We start from the raw sequence: 17,109 nt of genomic DNA on the forward strand, positions 1-17,109 counted from the left end.
GGCCAATGCCTAACTTCGCAGATCTGGAGCTGTTCATTCTGATCGCCGAGCTGCAGGGCCTGTCCCCCGCCGCTCGCGTCATGTCGATCACCCCGGCTGCCGCCAGCCTGGGGCTCAAGCGCCTGGAAAACCGCCTCGGCGTGCGGCTGTTCACCCGCTCCACCCGCACCATGAAGCTCACCCCCGAAGGCGCGCGCTACCTGGAAAGTGCCCAGCACGCCTTGAAGATCCTGGCCAACGGCAAGCGCTCGTTGCGCCACGATGACGGCATGCTGGAACTCACGGTGTCTTCCGACCTGGGCCGCAACCTGCTGCTGGACATGCTCGCCCGGCTCAAGCAGGAACGGCCGCGCATGTACATCAAGCTGGCGCTGAGCGACAAGGAAGAGGACCTGCTCAAGGGCCGCTTCGATGCGGCGTTGCGCTACGGCAAGAACCTGGCACTGGATCTGGTCGAGCTACCGGTGCTCAAGCAGCATTACTTCATCGCCTGCGCCGCGCCCGAATACCTGGCCGAGCATGGCCAGCCCGAGTCGCCGGAACAGCTGAGCGAGCACGAATGCATCATCTGCCACAGCATTGGCCGCCCGGAGAGCCGCTGGCGTTTCCATGGGGCCGGCAAGGTCGAGGACGTGCCGGTGCAAGGGCATTTTTGCTGTGATGATGGCGATGCCGCACGGCGCTGGGCCGTGGCTGGCCACGGCGTGGTCAACCTGCCGCTGCTCAATGTCGTGGAGGACCTGCTCGCCGGTCGCTTGCTGGCGCTGCTGCCCGGTTGGCAGTCCGACGCGGCGCCGCTGAATCTGGTGGTCTCGCACCGCTCGCAGATCACTTCGTCGTTGCGCGCCTTGCATCAATGCCTGGTCGAGCACTGCACCGACCGCATGGCCCGCTATCAGGCCCTGACCCAGGACACCCGCTAGCCCTGGAAGTCGACAAGCAGGTCATGGGCCTGCTGGAACTCCAACCGGTAGATCCGCTCTTGAATGGCCCGCAGAGGGTCACAGGGGTATTGCTCGTACAGTTCATCGATCAGCGCCAGGGCCTGGGCATTATGGCTGCTCAGCAGCTTGGCCAAGCGCTCCAGTGCCAACACCTGCTCAGGGTCCAGCCCCAGCTGCTGCGGTGCCAGATCCCCGTCGGCTGCCCCTGGCAGGGACGCCAGGCCGGCCAGCACCGGTTCCAGGCACCGCGCCAGCTGCTCGATCAGCGGCCCCAGCGCTGCCGGCCCGCCCGCCTGTTCCTCCAGTTGTCCAGCGGCCTCTTTGACCGCCGTGGCACCGATGTTCCCAGCGTTGCCCTGCAGGCTGTGGGCCAGAGAGCCGAGGGCGGCCAGGTCCCCTGCGGCATGGGCTTGCCACAAGCGTTCGATGACCTGCTGCTGGCTGTCACGAAAGTCGGCCAGGAGTTTGCGGTGCAGGGCCAGGTCCTGGTTCACCACCGCCAGCCCGCGCGCGGTGTCGATGCCTGCATAAGTCGAGTTCAAGACCCTTGTACCCGGAGGCGGCGGAGCTTGCGCTACCGGCATGTCCGTCGCTTTGATCCAGCGCACCAGGGTCCGATAGAACGCCGCGACCTCCAGGGGCTTGCTCAGCAGATCGCTCATGCCGGCAGCCACCGCCCTGCCCTGCACATCGGCCTGGCTACTGGCGGTCACGGCAATGATCGGCAGCCACCGCAGGTGCGGATACCCGCGAATCTTGCGGGTCGTGGCGAAGCCGTCCATGACCGGCATCTGACAATCCATCAGCACAGCGTCAAAGCGCCCCTCCTCAAGCAACAGACGCAGGGCCTGCGCACCGTTCGCCGCCAGCACCACCTGGACCCCCACGCGCTGCAGCAGGCCCTGCAACACCTCCTGGTTGAGCCGGTTGTCCTCGACCACCAGCACCCGCGTCCCCGCCAGCCAGCGTACCGGGTCATTGATCGCGCCCTGCCCCGCTGTGGCGCCAGTCGCCGGCGCGGCAGGCGTGGCGCAGTTTTCCTCAAGTGGTAACGGCGACAGGTTCAACTGCACGCTGAACTTGAATGTTGCGCCCTGCCCTGGCTGGCTTTTCACCCAGATATCACCTTGCATCAGTTGCACGATTTTCTTCGAGATGGTCAGCCCCAGGCCGCTGCCGCCATAACGCCGGCTGATGGACCGGTCGGCCTGGACAAAGACATTGAACAAGCGGGCCTGTTGCTCGTCGCTGATGCCCACCCCGGTGTCGGTGACGCTGAAGCACAGCAGCGCCTGATGATCCCACTGGCGCACCAGGTACACACCGATACAGACATGGCCGGCCTCGGTGAACTTGATCGCGTTGTCCACCAGGTTGGTCAGCACCTGGGCCAGACGCAGCGGATCACCCACATAACGGCGCGGCAGTGAAGCCGGAATATCCAGTTGCAGCCGCAGCGCCTTTTCTTCCGCGCGCTGGCGGACCAGCAGCAACACATCGTCCACCAGTTCCCGCAGGTCGAAGCCCACCTGCTCCATGCTCAGCTTGCCGGCTTCGATCTTCGACAGGTCGAGCACGCCGTTGATGGTGCCCACCAGGTGTTTGGCCGCACGGTCGATCTTTTCGATGTAGTCGCGCTGCACCGGCTCCAGCGGCAGGTCCAGTGCCAGGTGGGCCATACCGATGATCGCGTTCAGCGGCGTGCGGATCTCATGGGACATGCAGTCGAGAAACTCCGACTTGGCCTGGGTCGCCCGCTCGGCATCCTGTCGTGACTGTTGGATTTGCGCTTCCACCGCCTTGCGCTCGCTGATGTCTTGCAGCACCCCGGTGACCCGCGCCGGTGCTCCACTGGCGTCGCGCTGCATGATCTTGCCGATGTCCAGCACCCACAGCCATTGCCCCTCTTTGTTGCGCATGCGGTACTCAGCGCGGTATTCGCCGACTTCATCGTTCAGGTGCGCCTTGAGCCGGGCCATGACCGGCTCGTAGTCGTCCGGATGCACCAGAGCGGTCCAGCGCTCCAGGCCATGGCCGAAAGCCTGTTCCATCTGCTGTTTGCTGTAGCCAAGAATCTGCAGCCAGACATCGTTGTTGATGACCGTCCCCAGGCTGAGGTTCCAGTCCCACAGGCCCAGGGCCCCGCTTTGCAGGGCCATGTCCAGGCGCTGTTCGCTCTGCTCGATCTGCGCCACGTCGCGCTTGTGCCGCCGGGCATCGGCCAGACGCCGCAGGCCGCCCCAGAGCAACAGCAAGAACACCAGGGCACTCAGCCCCTCGATCAGCAGCACCTGTTCCCCCGGCAACAGCGTATCCAGGTCGCCCAGGGTGATCAGGGTCCAGGGACCGCTCGGGTCATTCCAGTCGAAATCCACCCGGGACAGGCTATAGCGCCGGCCGTCCAGCTGGATCACCGACTGATGGGCATCGAAGGGCAAGCGTTCGGGCACCCCGTTGGCAAACCGATAGTCGCTGAACTGGCGGCGGATCTCCCCCGTGAACCGGTTCCAGGGCCAGGCACGGTCGGATTTGAGGATAAAGGCCGGGGAACTGGCGGCCAGCACCACGCCGCTGGGGGACAGGATCATCTTCAGATCGTCGCTGTACGGCTTGCTCAGGCTGGCATCGAGCCTATCGGCATCAAAACGCGCCACCAGCACCCCGATCACCTTGTCCTGGCGCGTACGCGACTCGAAGATCGGTACCGCCATGTAGAACATGCGAGTGCCGGTGGTGGCGCTGATGGCGCCGTAGACACTGCTGCCGCCATCGAGAGCCACCTTGAAGTAGGGGCGGAAGGCCACGTTCAGCCCCAGGGGCGTCTGCCCGTGCTGGTCATGGGCCGCTACCACCACCCCTTCCCGGTTGAGAACAAACGCATGGTTGGCTTCCACCACCAGGGACAGGGTCTTGAGGGGAATGGTGGCCCGCTCCATCAGGTCCGCAGAGGGTTCGGGCTCCAGGACAATGCGCTTGAGCGAGGGGTTGTGACGCCCGAGGATCGACAGTGCGCCAATGGCAAAACCGTTGGATTTCCATTGTTCCAGGTCCTGGGCCTGCTCCCGGGTCTGCATCTGGATGCTGGCCCGGTAGACGTCTTCGACCTGCACACGGTAGTAGTTGCCCAGCGCCCCTGCGGCGCCGCCCGCGATCATCACGCCCAGGGCATAACAGCAGCGCCTGTGACTGTCGAAGAAGTCCAATAACCCGTACAACCCTGTCCCCCTTTACCTGAAAAAAATCGGTGCCCGCCAACCCTTGTCCGAGGCATTGCCTGGCCCTGTCAGCGTTTTGCCAGCCGGCGTGGAAACTCCGGCGGCAGAAAATCGCGGTCCGGATCGTAGTCGGCCTTGAGGTAATCACAAAGCGCCTTGAGGTCCTGGGGCGACAATGTCCCCACTGCCTGCTTGAGCCGCAGGGTGTCGAGAATGTAGTCATAGCGGCTGTTGTTGTACTGGCGCACGGCGTTATAGAGCTGACGCTGCGCCTCCAGCACATCGACGATATTGCGGGTTCCGACCTGAAAGCCCATCTGCGAGGCCAGCACGGCGCCCTGGTTGGAGATGATCGACTGGCGCCGCGCCTGCACCTGATCGACACCACTGTTGAGACCGCGATGCAGGTTGCGGGTCTGCTCCACTACTTGACGCCGCAAGCCGTCGTTGAGGTACTCGCGCTGGTTCATCCGCTGGTGGGCTTCGCGCACCTGGGAGCGGGTCTGGCCGCCACTGAACAGCGGAATGTTCAACTGCAGACCGACGGTGCGCTGCTCGACATTGCCACCGTAGCCATTGCCACGGATATCGCTGTTGCCGTAGCCCAGGGCGTCGTTGTCCCCGGTCTGGTAGCGCAGCACCGCGTCCAGGGTCGGCGCGTGCCCGGCCTTGCGCGCGCTCAGGGTCTGCTGCGTCGCCTCCAGGGCAAACTGGCTGGCCTGCAGGGTCAGGTTCTGGCGCACCGCCGTGTCCACCCAGCGCCGGGCGTCGTTGGGTTCGGGCAACAGCACCGGCATGTCGTGGCGCAGCCCCTGGACTGCCTGGTACTGCTGATGCGTCAGGGTGTCCAGGGCTTCGAAGGCATCGTCGGTCTGCTTCTGCGCCACGATGCGGTTGGCCCGCGCCGTGTCATGGCCGGCCTGAGCCTGCAGCACATCGGTGCGGTCCGACAGGCCCAGCTGCAAGCCCCGTTCGGCCAGTTGCTGCTGGCGCTTGAGCGCCGCTTCTTCGGCCTTGGCCGCCGCCAGGGCGTCCTGAGCCTTGAGCAGGCCGAAGTAGGCCTGGGCGCTGTCGAACATGAGTTTCTGCTCGGCGGCGGCCAGCTCCAGCTGGGCCTGCTGGTCTTCAGCTTGCGCGGCCTTGAGGGTGAACCAGCGATCGGCGCGGAATATCGGCTGGTTCAGCACCGCCTGATAACTGGTGCCACTGCGCCGGGTGTCCTGCCGCGGCTGCTGCAGGGAGGTGCTGGTGGCATTGAGATCGGCACTGGCGGACAGCGTGGGCAGCAGGCCGGCCCTGGCCTGGGGCACCGCCTCGGCGCGGGCCGCCTGATCGGCCTGGGCCGCCGCCAGCTCGCTGTTGTTCTGCCGGGCATCCAGGTACACCCGCCACAGGTCACTGGGCAGCGCCTGGGGCCGCTGTTGTGGCACATAGGCTGGCGGATGCTGTGCCGAGTCTTGTGGCAGGTCTTGCCGATGCAATGGGGCCGCCTGCGCCAGGGGCGCCACCAGCAGTGGGACGACAAGCAGCCAGCCGGCAAGGGCTCGCTGCCGCGAATTCATGGGTTTGCTCATGGTTGGATCTAACACCGGGAAAAGAGGGCGCCGCAGACAGGAGGGGCTTTGCGCCCCTCCCGTGTTTCTCCTGCGAGGTCAGGTCAGTGAAGGCACCAGCACCGCCTGCGCGGCCTGATGGTTTTTCGGCAGTTGTTCGCGAGCACCGCCGGTGTCAGCGAAGGCCGCCATGGCCCCGCTGAGTTTTGCCAGGCTGGGGCCCCGACCATCCGCCGCCGAGTCCGGCACATCCGCCGCCGAGCTCAGAGCGTTCGCCGCCGGCAGCGTCTCGCGCTGGCTCCAGGCTAGTTCGAACACGCTGTCCCCGGCCGATCCGCTCGGACCAAAGCCCTTGAGCAGTTGCTCGACGCTGATCATCGACGAGTCGCCTTTGAGCTCGATCAGCAAATGCCCATGGGCGGCCGCCTGGCTGCCCAGCACCTGGCGCAGCACCAGGGCCGTGCCATTGCCCGTGTCGGTCAGCTGCACGTCCTCGCCCCGACGGCTGACGAGGATGTTCTTGCCATCGGCAACCGGCAGGATCACCCGATCCAGGGCCAGGCCCGGATCATCGTTGTCGATGACCACCGAGCGGTAATGCGCCCACATCGCCGGGCTGAAACGATAGGTGTCATCCCCGGCGCCGCCGTGCAGCACCACGCTGTCGACCCCGGCAATCAACGGCGGCGCCAGGTCATCCTGAGGAGCATTGCCGCTGGCTCCCTGAAGCAGCAGCGAGGAGCCGATGCGCTCGACATTTGCGTAATGGCCCAGCTGCAGCGCCTTGCCGTCCTTGACCTGATACAGCGCCTGCGCCGTCGGGCTGTAGACATAGGCCGAGTTCGGCGTCCCGGCAGCGACGCCAATAAAGCGCAAGTCGCTGCCACCCGGGATGCCGTTGCTGGCGAACATCTGCCCACTGGCAATATCGAACCAGCCGCGGGTGTCGCCGTCCTGCAAGCTCAACACGCCTTTGGCGCCCCACTGGCCAGCCACCGTTGCCAGGGCCTGGGGCAGATTGCCCAGCCGCGCCTGTTGCCAACCCTTGTCCACGGCCACCAGTTGCACATCGCCGTTGTTGCTGCGCAGCAGCACTTCGCCTTGCACCGTGGTCAGGCGCAACCCGGCATCGACCTGGACCGCCGAACGCAGTTGCAGCTTGGGCATCCAGTCAATGGCGGCCGGCAATTGCGCCGAGGCCTCAAGCACCTCGTCTTTGCCAAACGCGGTGGCCAGTGCTTGCGCTGTCAGCGGCGGCTGTAGATAGAGCTTGCCGCTCTCGGGCTCGAACAGCCGGGCACTGGCGCTGGCACTGTCGAAGCCGAGAAACTGCAGCGGCTTGCCTTGCAGCGCGGACGATGCCACCACCACCTGACCGTTGTGGTACCACACCGGCAGCGCACTCTTGCCGTCGGCGGCCTTGACCCCGAATACCGCCAGGGTGGCATTGCTGCCGGCGACCTCGGCGAGGTTTTTCCACCAGTTACTGTGGGCCTTGAGCCAATGCTCGTTGACCGCCTCATAGCTCAGCCGTCCCGTCGCCTCGATCCGGGCCATGCGCCCGTCGTTGGTCACGGCCAGCAGATGGCCATTGAGATTGAGCACATTGGCCAGGGGCGGCGTGCTCAGCCGCAAGGCGCTTGGCTGGCCGGCATCGAGCACCTTCTGCCCCGGCCCTTCCTGGCGGAACAGCACCTGCTGCGCCTTGCTGTAGAAATAAAACACTTCCTGGCCACCGGGCTGCGCCTGGCTGCCCGCCAACACCAGGTCGGCCGGAATCTGCCAGGCGCTTTGCACCTGCCCCGGGGCATCGGCGCGCGGCGCCTGCCCGGCCGGTGGAGCCAGGTTCGGCTTGATCACGATGCCGTCGCTGCTGCGCACCCAGTAGCGGTGCGCGACTTTGGCGTTGTCCAGGCCAAACACCGTGATCAGCTCTGCCGCAGTCGGCTCCAGCACGGGCGCGCCCAAGCTGTACACCGGGGTGTCGCGCTGGGTGGCCTGAGTCTCGTAGCCCTTGAGCAGGGTATTGAGCAGGGTCTTGGCGTCCTTGCCATGCTGGCTGTTGCTTGCCGACAGTTGCAGCAACGACTCATCGCCGACCACCCCCACCAGCTCCATGCGGTCACCAAGGATACGGAAGCTCAGTTCGGCTTCCCGCTCCTTGAGCTGATAACGACGGGCCAGATACACCGCATCGCCCTCTTGCCAGAACCGGCTGATCTGGCCGGCGCTCTGGTTGAACGCAGGGGCGAACTGCGCATCGACCTTGCCGCTGGCAATATCGACCCGCCACGCGGCGGCGTTCTCGGCATCGACGAAGTAGGCATGCTCGCCGATGACCGCCCCCAACTGGGCGTTGCGCGCCTGTTGCACATCGGTGTCGGTGAATAGCATGCGGTCCTTGGCAACCTCGTAGTACGCCCGACCGACATTGCGCTCACCGTGCTTGTAGTTCTCCACCACCACGTATTGGCCGTGCAACTGATGGGCCTGGGCCAGCTCCTTGAGGTGCTGTTCGATGCGCTGCCCGGACACCTGCCATTGGCTGGCGTCTTCCTTCACCACGTAGGTGGTCTGGCCGGCAAAATCGGCTGCCCGTACTTCGCCCTTGGCGTTGACCAGCAGCACCTGCCCGCTCTGGGCCGGATCGAGCCTGACCTTGACCCCACCCACCAGCAGGTGGTCCTTCGCCACGGTGATGCTGTCGCTCTCAAGCTGGCTGCTGTCGATGATCCAGCGTGACGGCTGACGACCGGCCTCGTTACTGAGCCTGACCTCGGTGCCTTCGTTGAGGCCAATCAGGTATTCGCCGCCTGCGCCCTGGATGTCGTAGCGCAGGTAGCCGTACAGCTCCTTGGGCAGTTGCGGCACCACCAATTGCCGGTTGTGCCCATCGAGCAGCACTTCTACCGGCGTCTCGACGTACTCCTGGTGAATCCGCCGGATCGTCTCCTCGCTCGGGAAGATGTAGAAGTCGTAGTCGAAGCGCCGGTCCTGCTCAAGCTTGCGAATCACATCGAAACCCGTGTCATGCCGGGTGGTGGCCCCCGGCAGGATCATGTACTCGTAGCTGATGTAGGACTTGGGCGTGCCCGGCAGGATCACCGTCCTGCTGTCGCCGTGGTCGAGTCTGGGCGGCTTGGCGCCGTGGCCAATGCCGCTGCGCACCTCGATCGCCTGGGCGCGGTCGTGGATCATCCGCGGAAAGTCCCCGACCCAGAAGAAGTAGTTGATCGCCCCGGAACCGGTGGAGCCGTGGTGAGTGCGGTAAATGTACTGGCTGTCGAAACCTACCTCGTTCGAGCGCAGGTCGAGGCGCTTGACCACCGCCCCGGCCAGAGGCACCAGCACCTGCTGTTTCTCGTCATAACGGTAGCCGTTGCCTTGGTAGGCCTTGTCCAGGGTGTCGAAGTAACGTCCCACCGCCTTGGCATCTTCGGCCACCGCGCCAAAGGCCTGGGCCAGTGCCGTGAAGCCTACCGCCAGGCCACCGAGGATCACCCCCGCGCCGCCCAGCACCGCCGCCGTTGTCGAGGCACCGATCAGCCCGGCACCGATACCCGCCGCGCCACTGACAAAACTCGCCGAGTCGAACGCCAGCTGGGTGCCGAATACGGCTTTCTGCACATCGTTCTCGGCATGGGCCAGCTCATAGGCATCCAGGCCGACCATGGCTCCGCCAAACAGCACGCCTGCGCCCTCGTTGACCGTGTGCCCCAGGGTCGAGGCAAAGTCCTTGAGCGAGGACTCGGCGGCCAGGGCTTCGCCGCGCAACGCGGTTTGCACCAGTTGGGTGATGTTGGCCACATCTTGCACCGTGCCATGGCCGATCTGCGCCAGGCCCAGGTAGCTATGGATCTTCAGGGCGGTGGCCAGGTCCGGTGAAACCACGCCCTGGGCCGCATCCTTGCGGTTCTTGTCGGCAAACCACTGGATCAGCGTCTGGACCGCAAAGCCGGCGTTCAGGCCGTCCACATGCGCCGCTTCGCCGACCCCGCCGCGGGGCCGGATCTGCCCATGCTCCAGGGTGAAGTGCTCGTTGAGCACGCTCATGTGCTCATCGACGAAACGACGGAATTCGACAAAGGTGCCATCGTCGGTGCTCAGCCAGCGGGTCTGATCGGGCTGCTCGCGGTTGATGAACTGCACCCGATAGCCGCCCTCCGGCTGTGGCTCGGTGTTGGCGATGATCGGTATCCACTGGCTGCTCAGTTGGTGCTCCCGGGCCAGCCGGGTGCTGGCGGCGTCGAAGCGCGCGCCCCATTGCTCGGCGTCGAACGTGGTCAGCGCCGCGCCCAGGCGCAGGTCCTGGCTGACGCGCTGCTGGGCACCCACCGCCTGCTCCACCTGGCGGCGTTGGCCGATGACACCGGCCAACTCCTCGGGACGGGACAGATCGGCAACGTTCAGCCCGCTGCCCACCGGCACCTCGGCCATCTTGTGGGTGTCGATCTCGACCAGGTTGAAGGCCGGCTGCGACTGGCTGCCGAACGAGCCGTAGTGCGCCGCCAGTTTTCGGCGCACCAGGTGCTGCTCCATGGCCTTGGCCAAGCCCTTGCTGGAGTCGAAAGCGAAGATCCCCACGTTCGGGTCATAGAAGTAGTAGCGACGGCCTTCGGGGCCCTGGGTACTGCCCACCATCATCGAGTGGTTCTGGGTGTTGAGGGCATACATCGAGTCGCCGCTGCCGTTGGCCAGCCGGGCCACCACGTCGGACAACTGGAACTGCCCCAGCGCCTTGGAGGCCTGGACCGCGTCGACATTGGAATGCAGCCGGATCAGGCTGTTCTTGAGCAAGGTCGAGCTGCCCGCCTGGGGATCGGCCGAGGCCAGGAACAGCTTTTGCACCAGGCTGTTGACCCCCGCCTCGCCGCCCCTGGCCAGGGCGACGGCCATGGCCCTGACCAGCGGGTAGCAGCGGCCTCCGGAGCGGTCCCCCACCAGCGACAGGTAGAAGTCCTGGGGCGCCAACTGGCCGAAGACACTGCCGGCGCCCCGGAAGTCTTCACTGAGGGTCGCGGTCTGGCGCAGCACCTTGTCGATGTATTCGGCCTGGCTGGTCTCACTGATGCGGGCACTCAGGGCGCCACGCTGCCCAGGCGTGAGCTGGCCGTCGAGAAACAGGCGCTTCATCTCCAGGGCCGACTTCTTGTCGTCCAGCCCGGGGATCTTGATCTCGCGAAAATCCCGCACGCCGTCACTGAATGCCGTGCCCCGGGCCCCGCGCTGATAGGCCTCGGCAATGGCGTAGCGCTCGCCCACGCTGGTGCTGCGCTCATCGCCCCCGCCCTGGATCGCCGTGTCGTCGGTGCGCACCACCGCAGCACTGCCCTGCTTGGCCTGGATCTGCTGCCAGAGCCAGGTCTTTTCCACCGAAGCGGCCTCACGCAACACCGGTTCGTACTGCGCCCGGTAGAAATCCTGCGTGAGGTTGAGCTGCTTGATCTGCTGGTCGATCAGGCTCTTGTCGCTGGCCCCGCGCCGCTGCTCCTGGAGTTGATAACGCTGGTTGCCGAGCTGTTCGATGTCGGCGCTGACCTTGGCCTGGACCGCATCGCGCAGCCGGTTCCAGGCGGCAATGGCCGGGTGCTCGGGAGAAAAGTCGCCGCCGCTGTAGACGCCATCGGCCACCCCTTCAGTGGACACGCCGAACTGGGTCGCCACCTTCTTCAGGTTCTGGTGCACCTGTTCGCGGTATTCGGCGAACTGGGTCCGGTTGCGTTCCTGCACCTGGCTGTCGGCGGTCTGGATGGCAAGCGGCTCTACACCCTCGCGCAACTTCGGCCAGACCATCTGCCCTTCGCGCTGGTACTCCTGGCGCTGGAACACCAACTGCCACTGGCCGTCGACGACCTGCATGTACGCCGCAGCCAGGCCCTCGGCGGTGCCGGCCACCTGGTAGTCCTTGTAGTCGACCGCCATCACCACGTTGTCGTACAGCAGCGAACTGTTGACCCGACCGTCGTGATAGACCCGATAGGTAGTGGCGTCCAGGCTGGTCACCACCAGCGAGCAGCCCGACAAGGTGCCGGTAAAGAGGAAGCTGCCCGCGCGCGCCTGCTTGGGAATGTCCACATAGGCCGGCGCGGCGTTCGCCTGGTTCGGCCCGTTGTAGCCGAGAAAATACGCCGGCACGCTGTCCGGGCTCCCGGCGCTCACGGAGTTGGCGCTGTGCTCGGTGTATTCGAGCTCATACAGCCTGGGCGCGACTTCCACCAACTGCACATTGCCCTGGGCCGGCAAGCGCCCCGCCTTGACCAGGGCCTCGGCACTGAGGGTGTGGGTCTGGGCGAACTGCACCGGGTCGGCGGCAAACTGGTGAATGTCGGCGCTGCCCTGGCGCGGTTCGAAGCCGGCTCCGAGCGATGCCAGCCCGGTCTTGAGTTGCCGGTCCTTGGCGGCCTGCCCCAACAGCGCGGGCAGCGGCCCCAGGTCGGTGAAGCGCGGTGGATGAAACTCCTCGCTCGGCGCCAGGCCTTGATTGACGATGGGCAGGACCCGGGCCATCACGGCGTCGTACAGCTCCCCATGCAAAGCCTCCCGGCGCCCTTGGGCACGGTAGCGGTCGAAGGTCTGCAGCAGGTCCTTGCCGATGCTGTCCGGCCCCTGGGGTTCATAACGGGCGGCGACATACAGGGTTTCGAAGAACGAGTGGTAGCCGTTGCGGATCATGAAGGCCGCGTTGGCCATCTGGAACTGCCAGTACTGCTTGATGCTCGGCGCGCTACCGAACAACTCCGGCAAGGCATTGCTGACGGTCTGGGTAGTCCCGGAAATGCCCCCCACGAACGGGGTGTCCAGGTCGCTCATGTAGCGTGTGGCTTCATTGTTCGGATCGGGGCGGAACTGGCTGTAGCTGCGGTACTTGTCGTCCTGGATCAGCAGCGCGGCATCGGTCCGGGCCTGCTCCGGGTGGGTATTGAGGATCAGGTAGGGGTCGGGCTGGTTCAGCCGGTTGTTGATCATGACCTTGTCGGCGCCGGTTTTTGGCGTCAGCGCGGCATGGGCATTGACCGGCACCGCGGCTTTGGAAAAACTGTCGGCCACGGGGCGCAGGGCATGGAACAACGCCTGCTTGCGCAGGCTGCGGCCCTGGTCGCCGGACAACAGCGCCTCGACCGTCGGCCGCAACGCGACGTCGGCCGGCGCCAGGCCCTGGGGGCCGCTCAACAACAGGTTCAGCAGTTTGCTGTCCAGGCCGCGCTCCACCGCCACCTGATCGAAGACATGCACCTTCGGGTTGCCTGGATGCTGCCCGGCGTTGGCGCTGGCCACTCGCTGTGTTTCCATCTCGATCGCCTGGGTACGCCACTGTTCATACAGCGGTGCCAGCAGCAATTTGGCCTGGGCAATGTCGCTCTGCAGATAACCGCCTTGCAGGACTTTGCTCAGCGCCTGGTTCTTCACCAGGTTCTGCCCCAGGCCGAACAGCAGCTCATCGTTGTCGTGGCTTTGCCAGACCGACGCGGCGAAGGCCTGTTCCCACAGCACCTTGTTCAGGTTGTTGCCCTTGATATCCCGCAGGCTCGGGCGGCTGTGTTGCGCCAGCAGCACCCCCGCCGGGGTGATGTGGTTGCGTTCGAGCAGGCGCGTCAGCTGTTGCACGAAGGTGGCGCGCTCGCTGCTGCCTGCGAACAGCCGGCTGGCCTTGAAGCCCTCACCGCGCAGTTGTTCCAGGCGCTCGAAAAACGCCGCGTTGTATTGATACAGGGTCTCGGTCTGGGCCTTGCTCAGGTGGCTGCTGCTGACCTTGTCGCCCTCGACGGTCATCACGGCAAAAGGTGTCGCCGAACGGTAAGCGTCACCCTGGGGCATTTCCAGCAGGTACTGATGCTCGGCAAAGCCGACCGAGCGTTCCAGCTCATGAATATTGACGAACAGGCCGTCGCGGTCCGGGTGGTAGCTGTTCTGCCGATAGTCTTCGACGCCCAGGGTCTGGAAGCTGGTGATGTCCGCGTTCTGGTTGATCAGTTCGCTCAAGGCGCCAGCCAGGGGCACTTCACGGGTCACGCTGGTGCCGGGCGACTGGCCCGAGACCTGGATGCCGACCTGGTTGGGCACTTTGCGATCGACGCCGGTCAACAGCAGCTTGCGGCCGTTGCTCAACACCTGGGCCTTGAAGCCTTCGCGCAGGGAGCTTTCCGACACCAGGTGGTTGGCGAAGTACTGCTCGACGAACCCGGTCTTGACCAACACCGAGCGAATCGGTGCATAGGTCGGCGAGCGCATGGACGGTGGCTCGCTCTTGAGCCGGTACTGTTGCTGCCAGGCCAGGGAACGGGCGGCGGTGCCAAAGGAGAAATTCAGCACGCCGTCGGTGGGCACCACCAGCCGGCCGTGCTCCAGGTAGAAGTCCTTGAAGCGGCCATCGGTGCTGGCATTGACCAGCGCCACGTTCATGCGGATGTAGCCCGGGCGCTCCTCCATCATCAGCAGTGAAAGGTTCACCGGCAGCTCGTCGGAGGCCCGGGGCGGCTTGGCCAGTGCCGCCAGGCTCGCGGCCTGCTGCTGCGGGGCGGCCTTGAGCCAGGCGTTGTAGCGGGTACTCACCTCCTTGTAGGCCTGCAGCTCGGAGAACAGGGTCACGTAGGTCTGGCTGAAGGTGGAGTCGGCCACCTGCAGGCTCAGGTGCTTCTCCAGGCGGTTGATCCGGCCCTTGAGCTCTTTCTGCTTGGCCGGCGCATCGGCTTGCAGGACCTCGGCCTTGGCGCCACCGGGACTGAGCAGCCGCAGGGCCTTGTTCCAGGTGCTGTCATAGTGGCTGATCGCCGTGTCCTGACGGCTGTACAACAGGATGTCACGGTCCAGTTGCTGCTTGTAGGCAATGGTGGCCGGCGTGTCGGCGATGGCCTTCATTTCTTTGCGGCGTTGTTGCAGCACCTGCAACTGGTCGCCCACCGAGACCGGGTTGTCCTGCATCTGGTAGTGCTGGGCGGCCAGCACGCTCAGGGTGCTCTGCTGCATTTCCAGCAGGCGCTCGCCGACCTGGCCGATGTACGCGGCACGCTCGTCGGCGCTCATGTTGAACCATTCGGTTTGCCGCCCTGCCGTCTTGATCTGTTGGTCGATCAGGGTATTGAGCAGGCGCGTGAAGTCCTTGGACATAAAAGCCATTGCAATGATCCTTTGTCTGTTTTGAGCCAAGCCCTGCGTCTCGCGAAGGGCTGCCTAGGGGTATGGAACTGCGGGGTGGGGAGACATGACGGGTGGGCGAGTCCTCCTGCCGTCGGTGGGGTCAGTCCTTCATCTGCAGCGCCCACTGCCGGGCATACAACCCGTTCAGGGCGAGCAGCTGTTGGTGTGTGCCTTGTTCGAGCACCCGGCCCTGATCGATGACCAGAATCCGGTCCGCATGGCGCAGGGTATTGAGGCGATGGGCGACGCTGATCACCGTGCGGCCGTGGACGATGCCCTGCAGGTTGGCCATCACCGCCGCTTCCGACTCGTAGTCCAGGGCACTGGTGGCTTCGTCCAGCAACAGGATGCCGGGGTTGGTCAACAGGGCCCGGGCCAGGGCAATGCGTTGACGCTGGCCGCCGGAGAGCTGGCCGCCACGCTCGCCCACCTCGGTCTCGTAGCCCTGGGCCAGGGCCTCGATAAAGGACGCCGCCCCGGCCAGACCGGCGGCGTGCCGCACCTCGGCGTCGCTGGCTTGAGGCCGGCACAGGCGGATGTTCTCGGCAACGCTGCCGGCGAACAACACGCTTTCCTGGAGCACCACGCTCATGTTGCGGCGCAGGGCCACCGGATCGGCGATGGCCAGGTCGATGCCGTCCACCAGCACCCGGCCGTGCTGGGGCACATAGAGGCGCTGCAGCAGGCGGGTCAGGGTCGATTTGCCGGAACCGGAAGGCCCGGTGATGCCGACGAACTCGCCCGGCTGGATCTCCAGATCCAGCTGGCGCAGCACCTCCTGGCCGTCTTCCTCGTAGCGAAAACGCACCCCCTGGAAGCTCACCCCGCCCTGCAACGCTGGCACCGAGGCCAGGCCGCCGCTGCCGCTTTCACAGTCGCTGTCGAGAATGTCCCCCAGGCGGCGCAGGGAAATCAGCGTGTGCTGGAAGTCCTGCCAGACCTGGGCCAGACGCAGGATCGGCTCCACCACATGCCCGGCCAGCATGTTGAAGGCCACCAGTTGGCCGGGGCTCAACTGGCCATCCAGCACCAGCATCACGCCCCACCACAGCAACAGCGCTGCGGTCAGCTTCTGGATCAGGCCGATGCCCTGCCCGGCCCAGATCCCGACGATGCGGGTGTGGAACGCCGCACGCACATAAGCCGCCAGCTGGCGCTGCCACTGCTGCTGGAAGGCGCTTTCGATGGCCCCGGTCTTGATAGTCTCGATGCCGGTCACGGTCTCGGTGAGAAACGCCGTGTTGGCCGCATTCAACTCGTATTCGCGCAAGGCCCGGCTGCGCAGCAAGGGGCCCACGCACAGCCAGAAGAGGAAATACAGGGCCAGGGAGCCCACAACCACCCAGGTCAGCAGCGGTGCGTAGCTGTACATCACGGCGATGAACAACCCGCAGAACGCCAGGTCCAGCACCAGGGTCAAGGCCGAGCCGGTAAGAAACTGGCGGATCTGTTGCATCTCACCGACCCGGGCGATGATCTCGCCGCTCTGGCGCCGCTGGAAATAACCCAGCGGCAACTGGATCAGATGCTGGTACAGGCGCGCGGACAGCTCGGCGTTGATCTTGCTCGCCACATTGCTGAACAGCCAGGACCGCAACAGGCCGAACAAGGGCTCGAACAGCGCCAGGGCCAGCATGGCGATCCCCAGCACTTGCAGGCTCGACAGGCCGCGACTGACCAGAACCCGGTCGATGATGTTCTCGAACAGCAGCGGCGTGACCAGCGCTACGCCTTGCAGCATCAGCGACACCAGCAGCACGCTGCGAAACTGGCGCCCATGCTTGAGGATCGACGGCAGGAACCAGGAGACGCCGAAACCACCCGTCTTCAGCTGCACATGCCGCTCGGCCAGCAGCAACACCTCTCCCTGTCCCTGATCATGGCCTTGCCAGAGCGTCGCCAGCTCCTGGCGCGACAGGGTCTGGCATTGCCCCTGCAGCGGCCAGAACACCCGGACCCGGTCGCCCTCCACCGCGTCCAGCACCGCCCAGCCCCGCGTGGTGTCCAGCAGCGCCGGCAGCGGCAGGTGATGCAAACGCTGCACCCGGCTTTGCACTGCCCGTGCGCGCAGGCCGATCCAGCCGGCGCAGCGCCGCAGGTCAAGGCTGTCGGCCGGACCTTCAACCCGTCCCAGGCGGTGAGTCAGTTGCGCCACGCTGATGCTCAGGTCAAAGCGCCGGGCGGCCCAGGCCAGGGCGTGCAGGCCGGTGTCGAGCATTGTCGGTGAGGGTTCAGAAGCGGCATCGAAAGCGCGGGTCATGC

5 protein-coding genes are annotated in these 17,109 nt (G+C 65.4%); 1 reads left to right on the top strand and 4 read right to left on the bottom strand.

The annotated features are described in order from the left end of the window. Positions 1-5: 5 nt before the first annotated feature. Positions 6-923 carry a LysR family transcriptional regulator gene (locus BM382_RS03530; protein WP_011061274.1) on the top strand — a complete coding sequence of 306 codons (918 nt, stop codon included), beginning with the start codon at positions 6-8 and terminating at the stop codon, positions 921-923. Here the strand turns inward: BM382_RS03530 and BM382_RS03535 are convergent. The 4 genes from BM382_RS03535 to BM382_RS03550 all read right to left on the bottom strand — a co-directional run bounded on the left by BM382_RS03535 (position 920) and on the right by BM382_RS03550 (position 17,107). Further along, positions 920-4,099 (bottom strand): ATP-binding protein, encoded by a 3,180-nt coding sequence (locus BM382_RS03535; protein ID WP_170866312.1) that lies wholly within the window; start codon positions 4,097-4,099, stop codon positions 920-922. The genes BM382_RS03530 and BM382_RS03535 overlap by 4 nt on opposite strands. Before the next feature lie 128 nt (positions 4,100-4,227). Then, positions 4,228-5,733, bottom strand: a complete 1,506-nt coding sequence (locus tag BM382_RS03540; RefSeq protein ID WP_011061272.1) for a TolC family outer membrane protein — start codon at positions 5,731-5,733, stop codon at positions 4,228-4,230. Between the two features lie 78 nt (positions 5,734-5,811). Beyond that, positions 5,812-14,826 (bottom strand): TcdA/TcdB pore-forming domain-containing protein, encoded by a 9,015-nt coding sequence (locus BM382_RS03545; protein WP_072441857.1) that lies wholly within the window; start codon positions 14,824-14,826, stop codon positions 5,812-5,814. Between the two features lie 121 nt (positions 14,827-14,947). Continuing rightward, entirely contained in the window at positions 14,948-17,107 is a 2,160-nt protein-coding gene (locus BM382_RS03550) for a type I secretion system permease/ATPase (protein ID WP_072441859.1), read from the bottom strand. Positions 17,108-17,109: the final 2 nt, after the last annotated feature.

It is taken from the genome of Pseudomonas sp. NFPP25 (genome assembly GCF_900116505.1).
Taxonomy (GTDB): Bacteria; Pseudomonadota; Gammaproteobacteria; order Pseudomonadales; family Pseudomonadaceae; genus Aquipseudomonas; species Aquipseudomonas protegens.

Bases quoted from the DNA above. Each gene is read 5' to 3' on its own strand.
- BM382_RS03530 (WP_011061274.1), top strand. From the start codon at position 6: ATGCCTAACTTCGCAGATCTGGAGCTGTTCATTCTGATCGCCGAGCTG.
- BM382_RS03535 (WP_170866312.1), bottom strand. From the start codon at position 4,099: ATGATCGCGGGCGGCGCCGCAGGGGCGCTGGGCAACTACTACCGTGTG.
- BM382_RS03540 (WP_011061272.1), bottom strand. From the start codon at position 5,733: ATGAGCAAACCCATGAATTCGCGGCAGCGAGCCCTTGCCGGCTGGCTG.
- BM382_RS03545 (WP_072441857.1), bottom strand. From the start codon at position 14,826: ATGGCTTTTATGTCCAAGGACTTCACGCGCCTGCTCAATACCCTGATC.
- BM382_RS03550 (WP_072441859.1), bottom strand. From the start codon at position 17,107: ATGACCCGCGCTTTCGATGCCGCTTCTGAACCCTCACCGACAATGCTC.